The organism is Streptomyces sp. NPDC101151, from assembly GCF_044768335.1.
In the GTDB taxonomy this organism is placed as follows: domain Bacteria; phylum Actinomycetota; class Actinomycetes; order Streptomycetales; family Streptomycetaceae; genus Streptomyces.
This window is the reverse complement of record NZ_JBIWPP010000009.1, coordinates 270,706-293,691: the sequence shown is the minus strand read 5'-3', so window position 1 is coordinate 293,691 and position 22,986 is coordinate 270,706. Positions and strand designations below refer to the sequence as shown.

The 22,986-nt window shown below is 70.0% G+C and carries 17 protein-coding genes and 1 pseudogene; 8 read left to right on the top strand and 10 right to left on the bottom strand.

What is annotated here, in order from left to right:
* Nucleotides 1-148: 148 nt before the first annotated feature.
* Nucleotides 149-1,132: an aldo/keto reductase gene (locus tag ACIRU3_RS19985; RefSeq protein ID WP_404057871.1), complete on the top strand. Its 984-nt coding sequence runs from the start codon at nt 149-151 to the stop codon at nt 1,130-1,132.
* A 118-nt stretch (nt 1,133-1,250) separates the two neighbouring features.
* Here ACIRU3_RS19985 and ACIRU3_RS19980 read toward each other — a convergent pair whose 3' ends face one another.
* From ACIRU3_RS19980 to ACIRU3_RS19965, 4 genes are all read right to left on the bottom strand, one after another.
* Complete coding sequence (locus ACIRU3_RS19980; protein ID WP_404057869.1) at nt 1,251-1,946, bottom strand: hypothetical protein; 696 nt, start codon at nt 1,944-1,946, stop codon at nt 1,251-1,253.
* A 155-nt stretch (nt 1,947-2,101) separates the two neighbouring features.
* A complete protein-coding gene (locus ACIRU3_RS19975) occupies nt 2,102-3,124 on the bottom strand; it encodes an NAD-dependent epimerase/dehydratase family protein (RefSeq protein WP_404057867.1) in 1,023 nt (340 codons plus the stop codon).
* On the bottom strand, nt 3,121-4,797 hold the full coding sequence (locus tag ACIRU3_RS19970) for a fatty acid CoA ligase family protein (RefSeq protein WP_404057865.1): 1,677 nt from the start codon (nt 4,795-4,797) through the stop codon (nt 3,121-3,123). Before ACIRU3_RS19970 ends, ACIRU3_RS19975 begins: the two co-directional genes overlap by 4 nt.
* A 160-nt stretch (nt 4,798-4,957) precedes the next feature.
* Nucleotides 4,958-5,884, bottom strand: coding sequence for an alpha/beta fold hydrolase (locus ACIRU3_RS19965; RefSeq protein ID WP_404057863.1), 927 nt, complete (start codon nt 5,882-5,884; stop codon nt 4,958-4,960).
* Between the two features lie 219 nt (nt 5,885-6,103).
* On the opposite strand from ACIRU3_RS19965, the gene ACIRU3_RS19960 reads away from it, so the two are divergent.
* Genes ACIRU3_RS19960 through ACIRU3_RS19950 form a run of 3 tightly spaced genes read left to right on the top strand, consistent with a single transcriptional unit; the run spans nt 6,104 to nt 8,654 of the window.
* Nucleotides 6,104-7,123, top strand: a complete 1,020-nt coding sequence (locus tag ACIRU3_RS19960) for a 3-oxoacyl-ACP synthase III family protein (protein WP_404057861.1) — start codon at nt 6,104-6,106, stop codon at nt 7,121-7,123.
* A 41-nt stretch (nt 7,124-7,164) separates the two neighbouring features.
* Nucleotides 7,165-7,425 carry an acyl carrier protein gene (locus ACIRU3_RS19955; RefSeq protein ID WP_404057859.1) on the top strand — a complete coding sequence of 87 codons (261 nt, stop codon included), beginning with the start codon at nt 7,165-7,167 and terminating at the stop codon, nt 7,423-7,425.
* Nucleotides 7,422-8,654, top strand: coding sequence for a beta-ketoacyl-[acyl-carrier-protein] synthase family protein (locus ACIRU3_RS19950; RefSeq protein WP_404057857.1), 1,233 nt, complete (start codon nt 7,422-7,424; stop codon nt 8,652-8,654). The genes ACIRU3_RS19955 and ACIRU3_RS19950 overlap by 4 nt, the downstream gene beginning before the upstream one ends.
* Before the next feature lie 178 nt (nt 8,655-8,832).
* Here the strand turns inward: ACIRU3_RS19950 and ACIRU3_RS19945 are convergent, their stop codons facing one another.
* Nucleotides 8,833-9,198 carry a hypothetical protein gene (locus ACIRU3_RS19945; protein WP_404057932.1) on the bottom strand — a complete coding sequence of 122 codons (366 nt, stop codon included), beginning with the start codon at nt 9,196-9,198 and terminating at the stop codon, nt 8,833-8,835.
* Between the two features lie 387 nt (nt 9,199-9,585).
* Nucleotides 9,586-10,320 (bottom strand): L,D-transpeptidase family protein, encoded by a 735-nt coding sequence (locus ACIRU3_RS19940; RefSeq protein WP_404057930.1) that lies wholly within the window; start codon nt 10,318-10,320, stop codon nt 9,586-9,588.
* Nucleotides 10,321-11,110: 790 nt separating this feature from the next.
* On the opposite strand from ACIRU3_RS19940, the gene ACIRU3_RS19935 reads away from it, so the two are divergent.
* Nucleotides 11,111-12,535, top strand: a complete 1,425-nt coding sequence (locus ACIRU3_RS19935; protein ID WP_404057855.1) for a matrixin family metalloprotease — start codon at nt 11,111-11,113, stop codon at nt 12,533-12,535.
* Nucleotides 12,536-13,428: 893 nt separating this feature from the next.
* On the opposite strand, the gene ACIRU3_RS19930 is transcribed toward ACIRU3_RS19935, so the two are convergent.
* Nucleotides 13,429-15,528, bottom strand: a complete 2,100-nt coding sequence (locus tag ACIRU3_RS19930) for a HelD family protein (protein WP_404057853.1) — start codon at nt 15,526-15,528, stop codon at nt 13,429-13,431.
* A 92-nt stretch (nt 15,529-15,620) separates the two neighbouring features.
* Here ACIRU3_RS19930 and ACIRU3_RS19925 point away from each other — a divergent pair, with 92 nt between their 5' ends.
* Together ACIRU3_RS19925 and ACIRU3_RS19920 are read left to right on the top strand one after the other, a co-directional pair.
* Nucleotides 15,621-16,040: a hypothetical protein gene (locus ACIRU3_RS19925; protein WP_404057851.1), complete on the top strand. Its 420-nt coding sequence runs from the start codon at nt 15,621-15,623 to the stop codon at nt 16,038-16,040.
* A gap of 415 nt (nt 16,041-16,455) precedes the next feature.
* Complete coding sequence (locus ACIRU3_RS19920) at nt 16,456-16,587, top strand: hypothetical protein (protein WP_404057849.1); 132 nt, start codon at nt 16,456-16,458, stop codon at nt 16,585-16,587.
* Nucleotides 16,588-16,692: 105 nt separating this feature from the next.
* Here the strand turns inward: ACIRU3_RS19920 and ACIRU3_RS19915 are convergent, their stop codons facing one another.
* The 3 genes and pseudogenes from ACIRU3_RS19915 to ACIRU3_RS19905 all read right to left on the bottom strand — a co-directional run bounded on the left by ACIRU3_RS19915 (nt 16,693) and on the right by ACIRU3_RS19905 (nt 21,148).
* On the bottom strand, nt 16,693-19,524 hold the full coding sequence (locus ACIRU3_RS19915) for a lectin (RefSeq protein WP_404057847.1): 2,832 nt from the start codon (nt 19,522-19,524) through the stop codon (nt 16,693-16,695).
* Nucleotides 19,525-20,110: 586 nt separating this feature from the next.
* Nucleotides 20,111-20,302: pseudogene (locus ACIRU3_RS19910) on the bottom strand (ATP-binding cassette domain-containing protein); the annotation flags it as partial.
* 276 nt (nt 20,303-20,578) lie between these two features.
* Complete coding sequence (locus ACIRU3_RS19905; RefSeq protein WP_404057928.1) at nt 20,579-21,148, bottom strand: DinB family protein; 570 nt, start codon at nt 21,146-21,148, stop codon at nt 20,579-20,581.
* 175 nt (nt 21,149-21,323) lie between these two features.
* Here ACIRU3_RS19905 and ACIRU3_RS19900 point away from each other — a divergent pair, with 175 nt between their 5' ends.
* Nucleotides 21,324-22,499, top strand: coding sequence for an FAD-dependent oxidoreductase (locus tag ACIRU3_RS19900; protein ID WP_404057845.1), 1,176 nt, complete (start codon nt 21,324-21,326; stop codon nt 22,497-22,499).
* The last annotated feature ends 487 nt before the right edge of the window (nt 22,500-22,986 follow it).

The following is a 22,986-nucleotide window of genomic DNA, read 5'->3' as shown; positions in this document are numbered from 1 at the left end:
CGCCGAACGCAGTCGGGCCGGCCCAGCCCGGCCACACGGATCCCGTGGTCGGCGTCATCCGCCGTACTCGAAGGGAAATCCCCTTGGTGAGGTGGTACAGACCACGGCAGGATGGTCGCGCGCCACTGACCGCATGAGGGGAACGGTGATGAGGCAGAACCGGCTGGGCAAGAGCAAGGTGCACGTCACGGAGCTGGGCTTCGGTGGCGGTCCGCTCGGCGGGCTCTTCGCGCCGCTGGACGACGAGACCGCCGCGGGAGCCCTTGAGGCGGCGTGGGACAGCGGGATTCGCTACTTCGACACCTCTCCGCATTACGGCATCGGGCATTCCGAGCGTCGCACCGGTGGGCTGTTGCACGGCAAGCCTCGCGCGGAGGTGACGCTGTCGACGAAGGTCGGCAGACTGCTGGTCCCGCAGGACCCGGCGGGCCGGATGGACGAGAGCTTCGCGGTGCCTGCCACGCACCGTCGTGTGTGGGACTTCACGCGGGACGGTGTCCTGCGCAGCGTGCACGACTCGCTGGAGCGGATGGGCGTCGACCGTGTCGACCTGCTGTTCCTGCACGACGCCGAGGAACACTTCGAGGATGCGTTGCGCGAGGGATATCCGGCCCTGGCCGAACTGCGCGCCCAGGGAACGGTGGGCGCGATCGGCGCGGGGATGTACCACCCCGGCAAGCTCACCCGGCTGGTGGAGGAGTCGGATGTCGATGCGGTGATGCTGTCCGGCCGTTACACGCTTCTGGACCAGAGCGCCCTCGACGACCTGCTGCCCACGTGCACGGCCCGGGAGGTCTCGGTTCTCGCGGCCTCGATCTTCAACTCCGGCCTGCTCGCGACGGCCCGGCCCGAGCCGGGTGCCACCTTCGACTACGCGCCCGCCGCACCACGGATGCTGGAGCGCGCGCACCGTATGGCCGATGTCTGCGAGGCGCACGGTGTGACGCTCCCTGAGGTGGCGATGGCCTTTCCGCTGCGCCACCCGGCCGTCTCGGGAATCGTGGTCGGCATGCGCACCGCGGACGAAGTACACCGCAACAAAGCCGCGTTCGGCGCGGAGATCCCGGCGCAGGTCTGGGACGATCTGCGGAGCGAGGGCCTCCTGGACGAGCGGGCTCCGGTGCACGGCTGACGATCACCCGTGGGCGCGCCTGTGGTAACGAGTCGCGGCGGTGCGGGTGTTCCTGGGGCGGTCGACGGTTCGCTCGAGTCTTGCGCGTGGTGACGAGTGACGGTCGTGAGTGTCTGTCTCAGTCGTCGCCGATGAGCGCGAGCGCAAAGGCGAGGCGGCGATCGACCCAGCCCGCCCGCACGGTCACCTGCTCGCTGCCCTGCGAGACCATGACGACCTTGTCCTCCGCACGCCATTCCAACGCCCGCGCCCGGGACCGCTGATCGCCGCCTTCGGCACCCAGATCGCCGATCGCGTCCAGGATGCCCCCGATGAGCTTCCCGGCCACACGTCCGGTGATCTCCTTGGCGTTGCCACTCGTCCAATCGCTGCGCCCCACGATCTCCGGGTGGCCCGGTTGCTCGATGCGCCAGGAATGTTTGAAGGGGCGGTGCTTCGGCGGTACGCGGGTGAGAGCCCCGACGAGTTGCCCTTGGCCGTCGCGCACGAGGTGACGCCGTTCTCCGTCGACCTGCACGGGCATTTCCACGTAGCACAGCAGGCTGCGCGCGCCGGGATCCTCGAACAGGGTCTGCTCGGGGGGTGACGGCAGACCGGCGGGCTGGGTCTCGGCGGAGCCCAGGTATGCGCAGGGTGCCAGAACCCGCAGATCTTTCGAGCCCCGGGCCACGCGCACCGCGGGCTTGCCCCACACCGCTCGCTTCCGCTTGTTCGTCACCGGACGCTCGACGGAGGAAATGACGAATGTGTGGACGCCGGCCCACCCGACCGGTTCCACCGGCGGCTCCTGCGTCTTCTGCCTGCCGAACGCCACTTCCCACTCCATGACCCGCACCCCACACCCGACGGCTCGACTCTACCTTCGCCGCTGCGCGGCCCGAACGCCGCGGACCTGCCACCTCTCCGTCGACACCGCACTGCCGGTCAGAGGCCATTCTCCTCACCCGGCCCGGCGCACCTGCCCGCTGCTCAGTGCGCCGGCGGGACAGCCCGCCCATGGGGCGACGCCGCGGTGGCCGCCTGCTCCGTCGACGGCTCCCGCGTTTCCCACGAGTGATCGGCGGGGGTGTAGCCGAGGTCGCGGCGCGCCGCGGAGATGTCGAACCAGTGGGAGCGGGTGAGTTCGGCCGCCAGAAAGCGCGTCAGCAGTGGGCGGTGTCGGCTGCGCGCTGCCTTCGCCGTGAGTTCGAGGAGCGTACCGGCGGTGCGTGCGGCCGTAGCGGGGATTCCGCGGATCTCTACGGTGATGCCGTGGTGGGCCAGCAGGCCATGGACGGTGGCAGCGAGGGTGCAGGGACGGCCCTGCGTGATGAAGTAGCCGGCTCCTGCCAGTGGGGAGCCCGCCGCCAGCTTTTCCACGGCCAGCACGTGCGCCTCGGCGGCGTCGCCGACGTGGACGGTGTCCACGCGGTTGGTGCCCGTTCCGGGCAGCAGCAGCCGCCCCCGTCGGATCGCGCCGCGCAGGCCGGGCACCAGGTGCGGGTCGCCGTCGCCCCAGATCAGATGAGGGCGCAGTGAAACGGTGGCCAGCCGGGAGCTGTCGGCAGCCAGGACCATGTGCTCCGCCCGGGCCTTGGACCATGGGTAGGGGGCAAGGAACCGCCGGGGACAGGGGGCGGACTCGTCGACACCTTCCAGGTCCTTGCCGGCGAAGACCACGCTGGCGCTGGAGCAGTTGACCAACCGGGGCACTCCATGTCGTCGGCAGGCGTCGAGCACGGCCGCGGTTCCGGCGATGTTGACGGACGCGAAGTCGCGGCGTGGTCCCCACACGTCGGCCAGCGCGGCGGTGTGGACGACAGCGTCGCACCCGCGTACGGCGGCTGCGACCGCCGCGGTGTCGCGGATGTCTCCCAGCACGGCCTCGGTCCCGCTCGGCGGCTGCGCCCGGCGACCTCGCTGCAGGGAACGTACCTGGTGGCCTCGGGCGGCGAGGCGTCGGCAGATCTCCGCGCCGAGGAATCCGCTGCCTCCGGTGACCAGGATCTTCATGCGCGTTCCTCCGCCGGCTTCGCGGCAGGGCCGTTCGCTGCCAGACGACGCCGCGCCCACTGGCCGAGGACGCCTCTTTCGATCTTCGAGTTGTGCCGGATGTCGACAGGGAAGCCGGGGTGAAAGACGATCGCACGGACCTGCGCACCGCGTTCCAGTGCGGCAAGTGTGCGACGCAGATCTGCGACGATCCGGCTCCGCTCGGCGCCGCGTCGCGCCCCTTCGGTTTCCACGCACAAGGTGGGCAGGGCGTGCCGGTCGGTGCCGGCATCGACCAGTGCCGTGCGCCGGACTCCGGCGACCGCATTGCAGGCCGGCTCGATGCATTCGGTGTACAGAGGGCCGTCGGCGCTGGGTACGACGTGCGCCTTGCGTCCGCAGTACCAGAGGTTGCCTTCGTCATCCGTGTGGCCGAGATCGCCTGTGCGGTGCCAGACGTCCTGTCCGTCGGGAATCTTCGCCTGAGCGTCGGCGTGCGGGCGGCCGTAGTAGCTTCGGCTGACCAAGCGGCCGCGGACCGTGATCTCGCCGATGCCGTGTGCGGGCAGCGGCTCGGCCTCGGACCAGTGGGCGATCGGTCCGGCGTCGGCCGGAATGATTTCCACGCGCACCGCCGGCACCGCGCGGCCCACGCACCGGCCGGCACCTCGCTGCGATGCGGCGCGCGCGGAGTGCAGGTCCTTGCCGTCGATCGCACTCACCGGAAGGCTCTCGGTGGCGCCGTACACGCTGCGGATCACGGCCTGCTCCGGCAGCGTGGCGGTGAGGCGGTCCAAGAGGCCGTACTCCAGCGGAGCCCCGAAGGTGGCGACCGACCGTACGTCGGCGAGGGCCGGTTCTCTGCGGCCCTCTCCGGCGAGAACGGTCATGAGTGCCGGGGAGCCGAGCACGCAGTTCGCGCGCGTCTGCGCTGCGGCGCGAAGCAGGTCTCGACGACGGGCCCGGCCCGGTCTGCGAAAGTCCATCCGGGGAATGACAACGGTGACGCCGAGCGCCGGGCCGCCCAGGGCGAAGGGCAGAAAGCCGACGAGCATCACGGTTCCCGACCGAGCTCCGAGCACGCCTCCCGTGGCGCCGCATTGACGCACCAGCTGATCGTTGGTGTAGACGACGCCCTTCGGTGTGCCCGTGGAGCCCGAGGTGTAGGCGATCAGAGCCGTGCTGTCGCCGGCTGCGCCCAGCGACGCTCGCGGTGCCCTGCGTGCCAGCGCGGCGATCGTCGGCCAGGGCCCGGGGCCTGGCCCGGTGGAGACCACGGTGCGCACACTGGGTGGCGCCCAGTCGCAGAGCACCCGGGCCACCTGGGCGAGCGGCTCTCCCACGAAGGCCTGAGGCGCGGCCTCCCGCAGGCACTGGCGCAACGCATCACGAGGCAGGCCGGGGTCGATCAGCACGGCGCAGGCTCCGAGTGAGGACAACGCGTACACGGTGGTGAGCAGATCGCGTGGACGGCGGGTCATCAGCACCGCACGCGTGCCCCGGCCGATGCCCCCAGCGGCCAAGGCGTCTGCGGTGCGCAAGCATCGGGCGTACAGGTCTGCATACGTGATCCGTTCCCGGCGCCGGCCGAGGAACGTGTCGAGTGCGACGACGGTGGGCTGGTTCTGCTGCCAGTGCGACAGCCGTCCCAGCAGTCCGGCCTGCGTCTCGGTCCCGGTCTCGGCGGTTACCACGACGGCCCTGTCCCTTCCGCACACATGCCGCGAGCCGGTCCGACCACCACGGTCCCCGTACCGCGGCGCAGCATGGCCCACGAGTGCGTGATGCACACCCCCCGCGGCACAGCAGCCAGGTCCCCACGACGATGAGAGCACCAGCAGGACGACACGACTCTCACCTCTGCCCTTCTGTGGGGCGGCCGAGGAATTCCCGCAGGCGCGCCGTGACTTCGTGCCGGGCGTCCTCGTGGACGAAGTGGCCGGCTCGTGGGAACAGGTGCACCTCGGCGGAGGGAAAGCGGCGCAGCCACTCGGCGAGGAAATGGTGGTCGAATACCCGGTCCCGGCCGCCCCAGCACACCAGCATGGGCAGTGCTGCCAACTGCGGTGATTCGACAAGGCCCACGTCGATCAGCGGCCACGCGGGGTCGGCGGAGGTCAGCGGAATGTCCTGGATGAAACGCAGCACCGCCAGCCGCCGGTGTCTGTCGCGGTAGGGGTCCACATAGGCACGGCGCACCGGCGGGGGCAGCGGGGATGCCGACCCCAAGCGGGAAGCGGCCAGGGCGAACGTGTTGGTGCGGTGCACGAGCCACGCCGGTGGGCGCCCTCCGCCGCGGATCAGGCGCAGGTACCACGGCAGGCGGTATCCGGTCGGCATCGGGAAGGCCGCGGAGTTGAGGATGACAATGCGGGCGAGCCATTCCGGTCGGCGGCGCGCCCAGGCCATGCCGATGATTCCGCCCCAGTCGTGCCCGATCAGAGTCCAGCCCCGGGCCGGCAGTCCACGTTCGGCCACCAGATGCTGCACCAGACGTTCGAGATCCGCCAGGCGACTGGAGGCGGTGTAGGTGTAGACGGACTCGTCGGGGCGGTCGGACCGGCCCATGCCGATGTGGTCGGGGACGATGCACCGGTGGTCGGAGCGCAGGTCTCGCACCAGGTCCCGCCACATGTAGCTCCAGGTGGGGTTGCCGTGCAGCATGAGCAGCGGCGAGCCCTCCCCCTCGTCGAGGTAGTGCTGACGCACGCCCCCGTGCTCGAACCAGTGCGGGGCGAAGTCATAGTCGGGGTACAGGAATTCGGCCTCGGTCAGCGACACCGGAGCATTGTCGGCCCCGCAGGAGCCGCCCCGTGCCGCGCGTAACTCCGAGGTATGAAGCCTCGGACCATGATCACTCCAATGGCCGCATCCGGACCGGTATCCGTTTGCGGTGCGCCGCCTCTGCTCCGTTCACTGGCCCGACCGCCACCGGTGCGGCCTTCGTTGACGACTGCGGCCCTTGCCGTGGTTCCGGCATGAGGAACAAACTCACATTCAATGACACAGCCCCCCTACAGCACGATCCGCCGGGTCGCCGTTCATGTCCCCGCGGACCGTCAGACCGGCGCGGAGATCGAGGACGAGGTCCGCTCCCGAAACCCCGGCGTCCGCCTGCTGCCCGGGCTGCTGCGGCAGATGTACGGCTTCGAGGAGCGCCGTGTGGCGGCGGCCGACGCCTGGCCCTCCGACCTGGCGGCGGCTGCCGCCGGCCGCCTCCTCGCCGAGTGCGGCCTGGGCCCCGACGCCGTGGACCTGCTCGTCTTCGCCTCCACGAGCGAGGACCTGGAGGAGCCCGCCACTGCCCACGTCGTGGCCGACAAACTCGGGGTCACGGCACCGGTGTTCGACGTCAAGAATGCCTGCAACGGCGTCCTCAACGCCCTGGAGATCGCCGACGCGCTGATCCGAGCCGGCCGTTACGGTCGCGTGCTCATCGCCACCGGCGAGCGGGGCAGCACGCTCTCCCGCCTCCCGGCGCGTGACCGCGGCGAACTCGCCCTGCTGCTGCCCGCCCTCACCCTCGGCGACCTGGGGGCCGCTCTGCTGCTGGAGGCGAGCGACCGCCCTGGGCTGCTCGGCATGCGTTTCTGCACCAACTCGGCCGGCTGGCGGGCAGCCACAGCGTCCAATCCCTATTACTCGCCAGGTGCCCCGGTGCTGTCGCTGCGCTTCGACTCCGAGGCCCTGGCCGCCTCTTTCACGGGGATGGAGAAGCACCTCATGGAAGCGCTGATCGAGTGGGGCCGCAAACCCGACGAGCTCGATCTCGTCTGCGTACACCAGCCCTCCGTCCCCTTCACCCACGCCATCTTGGATTCCATCGGCATCGCCCAGGACAGGGCCGTGGCCACCTTCCCCGACTACGGCAACGTCGCCACCGCGAGTCTGCCCCTGCAACTCGTCAAGGCAGCCCAGCAGGACCGGCTGCGCCCCGGTGATCTGGTGGCCCTGCTCGGTCTGGCCAGCGGAGCCTCCGCCGGAATGCTCCTCATGGAGTGGCACCCCGACCCGGCTTGACGGCGCCCCCTCAGGACCGACGACTACGCAAGGAACGCCCCATGCACGCCACCACCGACACCTACGACCACGTCCGCGCCGCCCTCACCTCCACCTTCCGAATCCCCGAGGACGAGCTGTCGCCGGACGTCACCCTGGAACAGCTCGAGCTGGACTCCCTTGCGCTGGCCGAATTCGTTCTGGTCCTCGAGGAACGCCTTGGCGTACGGGCCGAAAGCGGGCGTGCCACCCGGACCACGACGCTCGCGGAGGTGACCGCCTACCTCGACGAGCTGCGCGCTGCCGCGGCGGCGGCCCGATGACCCCGGCGAAGCCTCCGATCGCCGTGACCGGCCTCGGTCTGGTCACCCCGGGAGGCGAGGGGACGGAGGCCACCTGGGAGGCGGTGTGCGCGGGTCGCTCCCTCACCGCACACGACCGTGCGCTGGACGGTCTGCCCGTGGACTTCTCCTGCCGACTTCCGCTCCGGGAGGAGGCCATCGACCGTGCCGTCGGCCGCAAGTCCTGGCGCATGGGCCGATTCGCCAAACTCGCCGTCCTCGCCGCCCGGGAGGCGGTACGTGACGCGGGCCTTGATCCGGCGAGCTGGCAAGGGGCTCGCGTGGCCACGGTGATCGGCTGCGGCATGGGCGGCACCGAGAAGTGGGAAGAGCAGTACGCGCGGCTCGAACAGAACGGCCCCGACCGCACCTCGCCCCTCACCATCCCCATGATCATTCCGAACCTGGCCACCGGCGAGGTGTCCATCGACCTGCACGCCCACGGCGTCAGCCTCGCACCGGCCACCGCCTGCGCCTCCGGAGCCACCGCGATCGCCCTGGCCCGCGAGCTGCTCGCCGCCGACCTGTGCGATGTGGCGGTGGCGGGCGGCGCCGAAGCCGCCATCAGCCGCCTGGCCGTGACGGGCTTCTGGCGCATGGGTGCCCTGTCCGAACGCACCGCCGCCATCGCGGACGCGTCCCGCCCGTTCGCCGCCGACCGCGACGGCTTCGTCATGGCCGAGGGCGCCGGCGTCCTGGTCCTGGAGCGCACGGCGGACGCCGCCGCCCGAGGCGCCCGGCCCCGCGCCCTGCTCGCCGGATGCGGCAGCACCTCCGACGCACACCACCCCACCGCTCCGCCGGAGGGTGCCGCCGGTGCGGAGACAGCCCTGCGCACAGCCCTCGGCGAAGCGGGCCTGACCCCGTACGACGTGGACCACGTCAACGCCCACGGCACGTCCACCCCGCTCAACGACGCCACCGAGGCCGCGTTGATCGCCCGCGTCCTGCCGCACCGCCCCAGCGTCACCGCCGCCAAGAGTGTGCTCGGCCATACTCTCGGTGCCGCCGGCGCGATCGAGGCGGCCCTCACGGTCCTGACCATCCAGCACCGACGGGTACCGCCGATCGCCAATCTCCAGGTGCCCGCGCCCGAGTTCGACATCGACTGCGTCACCAAACAGCCACGCCGCCAGGACGTACGCACAGCCGTCAGCCACTCGTTCGGCTTCGGCGGTCACAACGTCGTCCTGGCCTTTGCAGCGGCATGATCCCCCCAAACCAGCTGCGCCCTCCTGCCCGGACCCAGCTGACATCTCGGGTCGAGCCGGCCGGCGAGGGAACAGTCCAGAACCACGAGCGTTACTCCGGTTGGACTCGTCGATGCCGGCCCCACCTGATCGACGGCTGCCTCCCGCCGACGGGCGCCGGCCGCATGCCCCGCCCGCTCTAGCGAGTCTTCAGTTCCCCGATCCGCGCCGCCGTCGTTCCCCCCTTCGGGCATACCCACACCGCCGTGTCCGTGCGGACAGTCGCCGTCAGCGGATGCGTGTCCGGGTGCGTCGAGCACTGTGGCCAGACCGCCGATGCGCCTTCAGACCACAGTGCCTCCACCGCCCAGTCCTGGACCTGATCTGCCAGGTGCACGAGCAACTCTGCGGCGGTGCCGTCCGGATGTGGAGTCAGGCCCTGGCCTGAACCGTCCGGGGCCCAGAGCGTGATCCCGAACTGGCCGTCCGAACGTATGTCTGGCTGCACTGCGCACTGTGCCTGGAGGTCCCGCAGGACTGTCTCCACAGCTTCGGCGAATTCCATGTCGTTCACTGGGGCTCCTGATCACATCGGGCAGAACTGCCTCACAGTCTCCACTGCCCCTGAAGCTTGCGGGTGATCTTTTCCGGCCCAGGCCCCCGTCTCAGCAGGCGTCTCAATCCCGGCGCTACCGGCCGGCTGTCCGGAAATTGACGCCCAGCCACACGGCCCGGACTGCGCCGCCTCCTTGGGCGTCAGCCCTCCTCCCTGCGCGTAGCGCACCAGGACCTCCTACCGCAGTGATCAAGAACCGTCACGAGCCCAGGGACATGGCGAGTTCCACCTGAGTACCTGGATCTGAGTACTCGCTTCTTCAGAGACGAGTTCACGCACCCGTGCCGGCTGACTTTCATGCGCCGCCCGCAGAGCGCTGACGCGGCCCCGCAGGTCTCAGGACTTGAGCCGTTCCCGGTCTCCCATCACCACGACGGGACGCTTCGCGGGATCCAGGGTGCGCAGGAGGGTCTTCATGCCGGTCTCCGGGACGGTGACGCAGGCCGACGTGCCGTCACCGTGGTCCATGTGCAGCCAGATGCCACCGCCCTTCTCCACCCCGTCCGGGCGGCTCCAGTCGAAGGGCGGAGCACCCTTGAGCCGGTTGTAGTCGATGGCGATGACGTAGTCGAAGTCATGAACGTGGGCTTCCTCCGGATTCAGCATGGAGGCGTAGGCGTTGTCGTCATGCCAGTACTCCAGCCGGCTCCCGGGGTCCTCAAGCGTGCCGCCCGCGTCGGTGAGGGTGAACACGCCGACGGGAGTGCGCTCGTCGTCCATGCGGTGGTCCGTCGTCCAGCCCGACCTACCGTTGTGTGCGGGCCAACCGGCTGTTCGCTCCCAGGTCGAGCCCTGCTTCTCGTACAGAACGGTGAGGCTGTCGGGTGAGTCCCCGCGATCACCGTAGACGACCACCACCTGCCGGGTACTGGCCGGGACCTGCCTCCACATCCGGTCTCCGACGCCCGGAAGGCGCGTGCCCACAGCCTCGCCGGGAGAGGCGGACGCAGCGCCCGGTGCGCCGCCGGGGACCTTCCGCTCGGCCGTGTGATCGCACGCCGTGCCGCCCGCCAGCAGGACGCCGCAGGCAAGAGCCGCGCATATGGCATGGCGCACACCGCCGCGCCGCATCAGCCGACGAGAGGGCGGGAGCACCGTGAATATCCGCATGATCACGATCTTGTGGCAGGACGGACGCGACCCGCATCCGGAGGCGGCATCCGGCCCAACGGATCGTCCCGCCCGGCTGACGCGGCCCGCCCCGCTCGCCGCCCCGCCCGTCGGTACCCGGCGCGAGGGGCGGCCGCACCCCGCGGCTCGTGACCGCCCGGTGCCGGTGGCCGAAGGCCTTTTGCGGCGGCGGTCAGGCTTCCGGCCGTCCAGCAGGGTGACAGCGTCGGCCTTGCCCTCCTTCCACGGGGTGCGGGTGCCGAAGCGGGACATGCCACCGGCCTCAGCGAGCGGTTCGCGCCTGCAGGACGCCGGTGGGTGACCTCAGTGACCGCGGCTGCGAGGCGGTTACGCCGACAGGGGCATGCGCGTCAGCCGAGGGTGCGGGGTGGTTCGGCGCGGCTCGCACCGCTGCCGGAGCGCGTGTCAGACGCGGAAGCGCGACGGTCTGCGTTGCCCGACGGCGTGGCCGCGCCCCAGGAGGCGTATCCGTGATGGGGCCAACGGCCGTGCGTGACCTGGGAGTTTACGAACCAGCGGCTCGGGAGTGGTCAGCGGTGGCTCGCCGGTGCAACCGGAGGGGGACGTTACCCGCCGGGCCTATGGACGGCACTCCTCGACCGCCCGAGGATCGCAGCGCCTGGTATCAGCCGGTCGTCGGCCGGAAGCCCGCCTGACAGCCGTCGGCGTACCGCCGCACGACCGACCGCACCTGCACATCCTCGCATCCGCACCTCCTGCAAGGAGCGTCATGGCTGACCACAGTGGAAAGACCGCGGGTGATCAACCCGCCGTCGCACCCTCCCCCGCCGTCGCCCTCTCCCCGGGCGATGCCAAGTTCGCCACGGATTACCTGCGCACCTTCGGGTATCTCCCCGAGGACATCCCGCTGGAAAGCGACGCCGGCCGCGCCGCGTTACGCGCCTCGCAGGCCACGGCACTGCTTCCGACCACGGGCGTTGTCGACGAGGCCACCCGCAAGGTGTTCGAGCGCCCCCGGTGCGGCTTTCCCGACCGGCAGGGCACGGAGGAGCCCGGGCAGGCAAAACCTCCCGCCGGCATCGGCGAGTTCGTCGCGTTCGGCACCGTCTGGGACCACGCGGTGATCACCTACCGCATCAACAACCTCAGTCAGGACTTCGCCCAGGACCGGCAGCGGGCTCTCATCCGCGCTGCCCTGGCACGCTGGGCGGCGGTCGTCCCGCTCATCTTCGAGGAGACCACCGCGACGCCGGACATCGAGATCCGCTTCGCTCAGGGCACTCACGGTGACGGTTCGCCCTTCGACGGCCCTGGCAACGTTCTCGCCCACGCCTTCTTCCCCCCGCCCAATGGCGGCGCTCTCGCCGGGGACGCCCACTTCGACGAGGACGAACGCTGGCAGGAAGGCATCCGTTCAGGCGGCTTCGACCTGTTCACGGTCGCCGTCCACGAGTTCGGGCACTCCCTCGGGCTGAACCACACCTCGGTGCCGAACTCGACGATGAACCCCTTCTACCCCACGCCCAGCACCCCCGCGGCGGACGACCGGGCCGGTGTGCGGCAGATCTACCGGCGCCACATCTGGGCCGCGTCTTTGTACCGTGACGTACTGGGCCGTCGGTTCGACGACAGCGGCCTGGACTACTGGGTGCGCAAACTGTTCTCCAACACCAGCGCCGAACAGGTGGCCCGCGCCTTCCTCTACTCGCTCGAGAACTCCGGCCGCCTGGCGACCGACCTGTACTTCACCCTCCTGGACCGCGCCCCTGAGCCGGCCGGCCTGAACCACTGGCGCACCCAGCTCGCCGGTGGTCTGAGCCGTCAGGCGGCGATCGTCGCCTTCCTGGACAGCGCCGAGTACCACGGCAGGTATCCGGCCGACGACGCCTTCGTCGATTCGCTGTACCGACGACTGCTGCGCCGCCCGCCGGACGCCGGCGGCTACCAGTACTGGAAGGACGCGATGAGGAACGGGATGACCCGCTACGAGGTGGCCCGCGCCTTCGTCCTGTCCGACGAGTACTGCCGGGCCTACGCCCGCAGCCTGTACCTGCGCTACCTTCGGCGCGAGCCGGAACAGGCAGGCTGGGACGACTGGACCGGCCGGCTGAAGGCGGGCCTTGGCCACCAGGACGCCGAAACCGGCTTCGCAGCCTCGCCGGAGTACCAGAACGCGGTCGTCAACTGGTGGTGACACCCGCCGGCCCTGGTGGGTTTCCTCAGCCTCGTCGCTGGCCGTCTGGTGTTCGGCCAGGAAGCGATCGGCTGTGTCCACCGCACGGGCGCGCAGGCCGCCGGCATCAGCCTGCACAAGCCTGGCGAGGTAGTCCCCCGATACTCGGTCCAAGGTCGGCAGTGGGCCTCTTCGCGAGTTCCGCAAGGTCCTCATCCACGCGCGCCCAGCTGTGTCTTCGCCATGGCGGCGGGAGCGGCGGAATCGCGCACCGGTGACGGGGTCACCTACCCTGGGCCAGGTCAAAAGGGCCGGTGCATAACCGCTGGTGGCAGCATCGGGTTGGCTGCGGCGGCGAACGCGCTGTCCGGCAGCGTGAGCCGCCGCAGCAGCTCACTGGCGGGGAGCCTGGGGTCCCGCACCGCCCAGCCTCCGGCGTCCGGGTCGTGCCGGCCGCAGCGGCAGCTCCGGGCCGGCGTGCGGGTCATCCAGCGCGGCGAGCCGCAGCCGCGGGTTCGGGTGGTCCGTGAACCCGACCGGGCCGGGCAAAGTTCGCGTGGTGGCGCAGGGCCGACCAATTCCGGTCCTGCGCCGTCGCGTACACCTCGATCAGCAGCTCATATGGCGGGTCCTGGCAGTAGTCGCTCGAGCACCGTCCCCGGCAGCGCCGGATTGCACGTCAGCCCCCGTACCACTTCCGCGCCAGGACCTCGTCCGCACCAGTCTGCTCGAACACCTCGTCCATCCCCGCATCTGACCGTCTTCACCCGGTTCCGCTGCTCGTTGACCACTGGTATGCCGTCGGGTCTCCATGTCACGACGCGAGCGCTGTCCGGTCTCGGGTGCCGGCTCGACTTCCGTGGTCGGCGGACGCCGAGTGACTTCTACCCGGGCCCTGTCCGCCCGGGTCGTCCTCATCTCGTGATCTTCACGGTCGGCGGGAGGGTGATTGTGCACAGTCGCTTGGTGGCCCGGGTGAGGGCGACGTACAGGTCCCGCTCGCCCCCAGGACGGGCGGTGGTGATCCCGTCCGGGTCGACCACGACGGCTGCGTCGAACTCCAGGCCGCGCGCCTGTGAGGCCGGCACCAGTCGGGCATGCTGCTCGATCCCCGCAGCCGCGAGCCGCTCCGTCCGGTCATCGGCGCAGATCACCCCGACCAACTCGCCCGGGTGGGCGGCGCCCTGTTCTCGCAGCTCCCGCACGAGGGCGCTGACGAGCGATTCAGGGGCCGCGGCAAGGGTTCGAGGCACCTCGCCGCGCCGGATCGACCGGATCGGGGGCCGGCCCGGGGCGATCCGGGCGAGCAAGTCCCCTGTGGCGGCGAGGATCTCCCGCGTGGTCCGGTAGCCGATGGTCAGGGTGTGCAGGTCGAAGCGCCGTCCGAGGTGCGGGCCGAGTGCCTCCTTCCAGTCCCGTGCCACCGTCGCCGGGCCTGCCTGGGCGAAATCGCCGACCAGTGTCATCGACCGGCCCGGGCAACGGCGCGTGATCATCCGCCACTGCATGACGGTGAGTTCTTGTGCCTCGTCGACGACGACGTGTCCGAAGGCGTGCTCGGGCGGGCCGTCGACCAGGCTCGCCGCCTCGTCGAGAAGCGGCACGTCGGCGTCCGTCCAGGGCGCACCGCGCGTTCGCCGCAGCAGGGCCCGCTGGTCGTCGGTGAACTGCCGCAGGTTCGCGGCCAGCGCGTCGCCGTCCGTCAGCAGGGCGCGGACCACGTCGCCGGGCGTCAGCCGCGGCCACAGGTCCTCGACTGCCTGATCGAGAAAGGCATCGTCCAGGAGATCCGCTCGCACGGCGTCGGCGTCGAACTCGTCGACACCTGTGGCGGACGCGTCGTCAAAGCCGAGGCGGCACAGGTCCGCTGCCGCAACCCGGTCGAGGTCGAGGCCGGTCAGTTGCGCGACCTGGGCGTCGATGAGATCAAGCGTCTCGGCGCCACTGCGGGCAAGCTCACGGACGAGGGCGTCGACCAGCAGCTCCTTGAACAGCTGACGCGCCCGGTTGTGCGCGAGACCGCTGGTCCGTGCCGACTCCCGTGCTTGTGCGACATCCCTGTCCGGCAGACGAATCCACTCCTGCCCGACCCGGACATCGAAGTCGCCGCCCGGTGCCTGCCGTGAGCGGACGACAGCGGCCAGCGCGTCGGCCAGTGCGGAACTCCCCTTCAGGCGCGCCACCTCGAAGGAGTCCGCCGCGCCCGGCACGACGCCGGCCAGTTCCTCGCACGTCGCCAGGACGACGTCGTTCTCCCCGAGCGAGGGCAGGACCTGGCAGATGTAGTCGAGGAACCGCGCGTTCGGCCCGAGTACGAGCACACCGCGCTCGGCCGCCTTCGGGAACGCGTACAGCACATACGCGGCACGGTGCAGCGCCACCACCGTCTTTCCGGTGCCCGGACCACCCTGCACCACCGTCACCCCGCGGTGCGGCGACCGGACGATCGCGTCCTGCTCGGCCTGGAGGGTGGCAACCGCCGCCCCCATCCGCCCCGTGCGCCCTGCCTGGAGCGCCGCCGCCAGCGGACCGTCGCCGACCACGTCCTGTCCGGTGGGTGCGGAGCCGTCGAGCAGCTCATCGCTCACCCCCACCACCGTGCGGCCCGTCAGACGCAGATGGCGGCGCCGCCGCAGCCCCATGGGATGAACCGTCGTCGCCTCGTAGAAGGGCCGTGCGGCCTCGGCCCGCCAATCCACCAGCAGTGGCAGCTCGTCCGAATCCCTGTGCAGCCCCAGCCGCCCGATCCGCAGGACGGTCCCGTCCGCCAGGTCGATCCGACCGAAGACCAACCCGTCCTCGGCCCCCTCCAGCCGACGCACCTCCCTCGCCAGCCGCCCGGCCGCCACCTCCCTCTCGTACGCCTCGCCGGCGCCGTCGGACGGCGACGCGAGCACGCGCTCCAGCTGCTCCCGCGCCCCGGCGAGCCGCTCGTCGAACAGCGCGCCTACGACGGAAACCTGAACCCGCTCAAGCTCCACCTCGCGCGCGGCGACATCGTTGATCTGAGACAAGAAAGGGCCCTCTCGGCTCGACCCACCAATATTTCGAGGCGCCACTATGCAGACGGATTCCGGAAAAGTAAATATTGACCAAACCAGCTGGAATGTGGCCTCCGATGCACCACGGTGCCCGGCCGCGGTTCCGGCGCCGGATTCCGCTTCCTCGTACCGCCCCACCGCCTGGGGGCGGCGCGAGGAACCCCCAACTCGCCGACTGCCGCCGTGGACACAGTGGTCCGGGCTGTGGTCACCTCGGCGTCCGGCACGCGACGGCGATGGCCGGACTCGTTCACGAGGTCGCCGGCGTGGACGTCGACCAGGTCAAGGTCGACCGGCCCGACGCCGGCGAAGGCCCCATCCACGAGACCGGCCTGCCCGAACTGTGCGCCCGACATCGGGCTGCTGGGGCGGCTCCGGTGAGCAAGGGCTGCCGACCGCAACATCCCGCTACCCGAGCCGGTTTGAACCTGGTTTGCATGTGGGCAAGGGGGTCGCCGCCCACTCCCGGGCACCAGAAATCATGACAGGACAATCCTGGACATTTCCTGTCAATCCGTTAACATCTGGAGATATCGCTAGCGATGCAGAATGAAGTGGAGCTTGCGATGCTTTGGAGCAGTGCGTGCCGGGCAAAAGGCCGGAGGCCATGAACGCCCCCGTCCTCCGAAAGTGGCTGGAATCGATTCAACGGTTCCCTCTCGCCCTTACGGCTTCAGGGGGCCGAGACGCGTCGGTCTGACCGACCAGCTGGTCTGAACGCAATCACAACTCCTCGGCGGGGCAGGCAAATCCGCGACTGGAAAACCGGACCGAATGTGCGATCCGCCGATCTCTTGTTTCTCTTGGGGGGCAGCAAGAAGCCCATCGGTGCGAGCGGCCTGGAGTGCTTCGACTCACCCCGACGGGCACAGAAAATCACCACAAGAGAGGTGATGCATCATGGCCCCTGACGGTACCTCGCGGCAGCGGGAGCAGGACACCTTGCGGCCGCGGTGGGGAGTTCTTCTGGCCGCGGTCTCGGCTACGGCGAACGTCTTCCGACTACTGCGGGAGCTCCTGATCCACCACTGAGCCCGAGTGCTCCATCCCTGAGCTGCCTGTTGCTGCAGCGGTCCCGTCCGCGGGCGGGACCGCCGGCTCATCGGTGGTGGGCGGAGCAGGCTGCCTCGGGGAACGTCAGGCCGGTGGCAGCGTCCAGTTCTGCGCCGCGGTCCCGTTGCAGGTGTAGATCTGCAGGCGTGTGCCTTCCGTGGTCGACGAGTTCGGATCGTCCAGGCAGAGACCGGAATTGGGATTCGTCAGGGAGCCGTTGGCACCGGCCGTCCACTTCTGGGCGCCCGTGCCGTTGCAGGTGTACAGCTGGACCAGCGTGCCGTTGGTCGTCCCGCTGTTCGCCACGTCGAGGCACTTGCCGAGGGTGCGCAGGGTGCCGTCGGAGGCGACCGTCCAGTCCTGGGCATAGGTGCCGTTGCAGGTCCACAGACGGATCGCGGTGTGGTCGGCGGTGCCGGACCCGGCGTCGTCGACGCACTGTGCGGAGTTCACCCCGGAATTGACGGGACCCACCCGTGGTTTCGGCGGGGCGGCGGTGTCACCGGGATAGGAGGGCGGGGCGGCCGACGCGCTCGTGGCCCAGCCGGTGTTCGGACTGGTGCCGAGTGTGTAACTGAGAGTTCCTCCGGAGGTGATCGCGCTCGTGGGTGCGTAGGCGTTGTTCCACGCGGACCCGTTGAACGTCGCGGACTGTACGTAGGGTGCGTTGTCGGCGGCGCCCTCGCCGTTGATCGTCAGGGTCTTGCCCGAGGGCAGAGTGATCACGGCCTGTGTGAACAGAGGCGAGCCGAGAGCGAGGTCCGACGTACCGGGCGTCATGGGGTACATGCCGAGCGCGGACCAGACGTACCAGGCGCTCATCGCGCCGAGGTCGTCGTTGCCGTCGGCGAGGCCGGCCGGGGTGTTCGACCAGATCTGGTCCTGGATCGTCCGCACCGTCGCCTGGGTCTTGTAGGGCCGGCCGATGTAGTCGTACTCCCAGGGCAGTTCGATGCTCGGTTCGTTGCCGACCCACGCGTAGCCGTTGGCTCCGGTGTAGCTGCGCAGCACGGTGTCGAGGTAGTCGCCCATCACCTTGTTGCCGCCCTTGGCGGTGGCGAGCCCGGCCACGTCGAAGGGAACCATGCCGGAGTAGATCCACGAGTCGGCCTCCACCATGTCGGTACCACTGGTGGGATCGAATCCGCTGGTCCAGGTGCCGTTCGCGTTGCGGGGCTGGACGAACCCGGAGGCCGGATTCAGCACGTTCCGCCAGTCCTGTGCGCGATGGGCGTACGTCTGCCGACTGCGCGTGTCACCGAGGGCTCCGGCGAAGGCGGAGAGAGCGAAGTCCGCGGTGTCGTACTCCAGGGTCGTGGCCACCGGGCCGTAGAAGTTGCAGCAGCCGTAGCTGCCGTCATGGGGTTCGTACCCCGGGTTGTCCAGGTAGTTCAGGCCCGGTCGGTCGTTGTTCGCGGTGCTCGCCTGCTTCAACAGCCCGGCCAGCGCTTTGGAGGTGTCGAAGTTCCGCGCGCCGAAGGCGTGGTAGTCGGCGATGATCGCCGCCGCCGGGTCCCCGACCATGACGAAGGACTCGCCGTTGTTCTCCGACCATTTGGGGAAGATCCCGGTCTGGGCGTAGTCGTCGGTCATCGACTGGGCGGTGTCGGAGGCGACCTGAGGACTCACCAGCGCCTCGAGCTGGGCCTGGGAGCGGTAGATGTCCCAGCCGGAGTAGTTGGCGTAGGCGGCGTCGTGTCCGGCGTCGACCGTGTGCGTCTTTCCGTCGAAGCCGTAGTACTGGCCGTTGGTGTCGCTGATGACGTTCGGATGCAGCAGTGAGTGGTAGAGCGCCGTGTAGAAGATCTTCTGCTGGTCCGAGGTGCCGCCGGCGATCCGCACCTTGCCCAGTGCCGTGTCCCAGGACTTGTGGGCCGCGGCGCTGACGCTGTCGAAGTTCCAGCCGGTGTTCTCGGCGCTCCGGTTGGCGGCCGCGTTGGCCACGGAGACGTAGGAGATGCCCACCTTCGCCTGGACGACCTGCTTCGCGCTCGTGTCGAAGGTGACGTGCGCGTTCGAGGCGGCCGCGCCCGGGCTCGCCGCGCGGGCCTCCGCCCTGTCGCCACGAGACGGAGGCACGGAGCCGTGCAGGCGCGGCCTGTTCGGCTTGTCCGGGGTGTTCTGACCGGGCCGTGCGGCAGGGGGCCCGGAGGGCTTCTTCCGGGGGGCGAGCGTGCTGCCACTGGAGGTGAACGGCTGGTCGAAGACCATGTCGAAATAGACGGTGTAGGCGTTTCCGGCGCCGCAGAATCTCCCGCTGGTGACCTGGCCGCTGACCTCGGTGTCGGAGACGACGTCGAACTGTGTCGAGGTGCCGCCGTTCTGGCTGCCGGCCAGTTTGAAGATCAGGTTGGCCTGGGACGTCGCGGGAAAGGTGAAGCGCGCCATGCCGCTGCGTGTGGTGGTGGTGAGTTCGGCGGTCACCTTGTTGTCGAGGGCAACCTTGTAGAAGCCGGCCGAGGCTGACTCGTTGGCGTGGGAGAAGGAGTCCGTCGCCGTGTTGGAGACGGCGCCGACCGTGGGCAGCACTGGTACGTCACCGGCGGCTCCGCAGCCCGGCCCCGCGATGTGGGTGAGACTGAAGCCCGTGATGGAGGAGTCCTTGTACTCGTAGCCGCCGCCGGGTGGCCGCGACGGGGTGTCGGGGCTCCACTGCACCATGCCGAAGGGGACGTCCGCACCGGGGAAGTCGTTGGCGTCGTTGGACGTGCCGATGAAGGGGTTCACCAAGTCCGCGGGTGACGAGACGAGTTCCGCCGTTCTCGCGGGCGCTGCCCAGGCGACGGGAGCGGGTAACGCGTACGTGCCCAGGAGGGCGGCGCCGGCGGCGGCCCCCAGGGCGCTGCGGATCCGTCGGCCGCGGAACGCTCGTCCGCGCATGCCGGGCCGGCGGTCGCCGGCCGGAGTCGAAAACATCGCGATCTGCCTCCTGAGGGTGATGCGTTCGGGAGCACACCGAGCCGGACGGGCAGCGAAGACGGACATGTGGACAACGTTGTCCAGAGACGTGTGATCTCCGGCAGGCCGTTACAGGGGTACGCCCGCTCGACCGCCGCCGGACGCGACGGTCCTCGCACCCCGACGCACGCCCGCAGCGCCTCGCGGGCGGGCCGCCACGGCACACTCCTGGCCGGCGGGACCAGGGGGCGCACAACGACTCATCTCGGGATCACCACAATGACAACGTTGTCCGACCGGAGCCGGAGATATTACGACCGAGCGAGTACAGCAGGGAGGAAATCGGAATTCTTCTTGCCCCTCCAGCCCCTGGACGCGGGGCCTATCGGCTCGAAGCACTGTCGCAACGTAGCCATCAGACGTGCACACGTCAATAGCGTGGAGGCGGGTGTGCACGGTCTCCCCTGTCCGGCGCGCGGAGCAGAAGGGTCGTCATCCTTGCGGCCCCGGAAGGCAGTTGAGCGACGAAGCCCCCGGGCTGTGATCGTCTGCGCATCATGGTCTCCTCGGACGGCACCTCCGTGGTCGACGACGGAGCCACGCTCGGCGTCGAGGTCATCGTCGCGCTCCCCCGATCGGGACGGTCCAGGCCCATGATCATGCGCATGGTGGTGGACTTCCCGGACCCGTTGGGGCCGAGGAAGCCGGTGAACGCTCCGGGGCGGACATCGACGCCGAGGGCGTCGACGGCGACGGCCGGTCCGTAGCGCTTGGTCAGTCCCCGGGCCTCGATCATGGCCGGTTCCTGCCGGATCGGCTCATGCCTTGACGCTGTGCACGCCGTCCGCCACCCGGAACATGGCTGACCTCCGCGCTCGCCTGGAGGATCGCCCCCAGGCGGTCGATCCCGCGGACGGTATGCATCGCTGGTGCCAGACGCCTTCCCGACGTCATGCTCCGTATGGATACGGGCTTCCGGCCGGAACGTGCGGAGCCTCCGAGCCGGATCGCCCTTCACCGCCGTCCGGCATGCGCATGCTCCTGCGGCGGCGGATGCGGCCCCAGGCCCTCGTTACTGGCCCACCCTTCCGTCGATGCACTCGCGCAACAGATCGGCGTGCCCGCAGTGACGGGCATACTCCTCGATCCGGTGCACCATCAGGTCCCGAACCGCGATCCCGTCCTTGCTCAGACGCTCGCCCAGATCCGTGTGCGCGGCCAGCGCGGCGTCGGTCGCGGCCTGCTCACGCTCCAGCGCCAAGTACGCGGCGTCGACCACGGCCTGTTCAGCGACAGCTCCGTCGAAGTCCGCGTCACGCTCGCCGTACAGCTTCGGCAGCGGATCACCGTCGCTGATCCAGTTGCGCCAGTCCCGTTCCACCTCGACGAGGTGCCGAAGCAGGCCGAGCAGAGACATCGTCGACGGCGGAACCGACCGACGGGCCAGTTGCTCCACATCGAGGCCCTCGCACTTCATCCGCAAGGTCTTACGGTAGTTCGCCAGATAGTCCAACAGCGTCGCCAGCTCGCCTTCCGGACCGGCTCCTTCGCTCTCGCGGGGGTCGTCGGCCGGGTCGGCCCACATGTCGGGATAGACGGTTGCCTGGGTCCATCGCGCGGGTTGATCAGTCATGCGCGCCATGATCGTCCGGGAGGGCACAGGCACGCCAGTGCTTTATGTCTGAAGCGGCTCTGCGGCCGGCGCTCTTGAGGACCTGGTCGGCAGTTCCGGTGTGGCCGACCGGGTGTCGGCGGTCCCCTCGTCCCACCTCACCTGCCGCGGATCGACTCAGGACGCGGGGCACTAGAGTACGGGCATGCGTTCGGATGTGGTCGTTGTGGGAGCTGGCCCGGTCGGCCTGACGGCAGCCGTGCTGCTGGCACGCCAGGGGCTCCACGTGCGGATCGTCGAGCGCCGTTCAGAGCCGGTGACCGAATCCCGGGCGACGGATCTGCACGCCGGCACGCTGGAAGCACTTGCTCCCAGTGGCCTCACGGACTTGCTGATCCCGATGGGCCGCCGGGTCACATCGGTGGAGATGCGCTCGGGCGCGGACCGGGTCGGCGCGTTCAGCACCGCGGGGCTGCGTTCGCCGTATCCCTTCGTCCTGACCGTGCCTCAGTGCGCCACCGAAGGGATCCTCAGCCAAGAGGCCGAGCGGTGCGGTGTGTCCGTGCACCGGGGCGTGACTGTGCGCTCGGTGCGTGAGGTGCCCTTCGGGGTGCAACTCGCCACGGAGGGACTGGGAACGCTCCACACCCGCTGTGTCATTGCCGCGGACGGCATCTCCAGCACCGTCAGGTCGCAGACCCGTACCCCTTTTCGCGGCCACACGCACCCCGGCCTGTGGACGCTGGCCGACCTGCAGGTGAGCGGGTCCTCTCTGCCTCTCGACCGGATCCATATGGTCACGAGCCGGCGAGGACTGATGGTGGTACTGCCGATGCACCTCGACGGCTGGGTCCGCACCGTCCTGCACCACCCCTCCGCCGCCGCGCCTGCGGTCACCGCCCAGAGCCCGCCGAAGGGCGTCCAGGACGCCCCCGCTGCCCTGCTTCAGGAGGCGGCCGCCCGCGGCTGGACAGCCACCGCGCAGACCTGCCGCTGGGCGAGCAGCTTTCGCGCTCACTGCCGGATGGCCTCCCGCAGCACTTCCTCGCGCATCCTGCTGATCGGTGACGCCGCCCACGTGTGCAGCCCCATCGGGGGGCAGGGGCTCAACCTTGGCCTGCGCGACGCCATCACGCTGGCCTCCGTGGTCCCTGACAGCCTGGCCGGCCGGGGGCGGCGCAACGGAATGGCGGAATGGAGGCGCGCACGACGCGCCGAGGCATGGGGTGTCCTGACCCGCACTCACCTGGCCACCACCGCCTGGTCGCAGTGCTCGGGCCCCGCGGCCCGGATCCGTGACCACACCCTCGGCACGCTGTTGGCCGTCCACCCTGTCCGCCACCTCTTCGCCAGGACGATGGCCGGCCCGACGCCGCGCTGACGCCGTACGGGCCATGGCACAGCCCGTCCGGCACGGCCGGGTTGGCCACGGTGCCGTCGCGTACCGGCCCGGCAGCGCCGAACCCTGCCCGCGCAAGCGCCGCGTGGCGCCCTGTGCCCTCAACCGCCCACGTTCGTACGACGTGCCGGCGTGCGCAATCAGTCGGACGCCGGCGTCAGAGGATCCGGTCGGTACAGGGTCTCCGACAACGGCAGCCCGTCTCTTCGGGCCACGATCCGACGCACCCTCACATCGGCACGCGTCCGCGGACGGTATCTGGGTTCCTTGTCGCACCCGCATGCCGACCGCCCTTCGTAGCGCAGCCCTTCACCCAGGACCACAGCCACCACCGACCAGCCACGGGCGTCACGCCTGAGCGGCGGAGCGAAGTCATGACCGGCGCACAGGAGAGTCCGGGTGCAGTTCGGGCAACGGTGCTCCCGGCGCGGATGCGCATGCTGCTTAAAGCTGACGCGGCATAAGACGC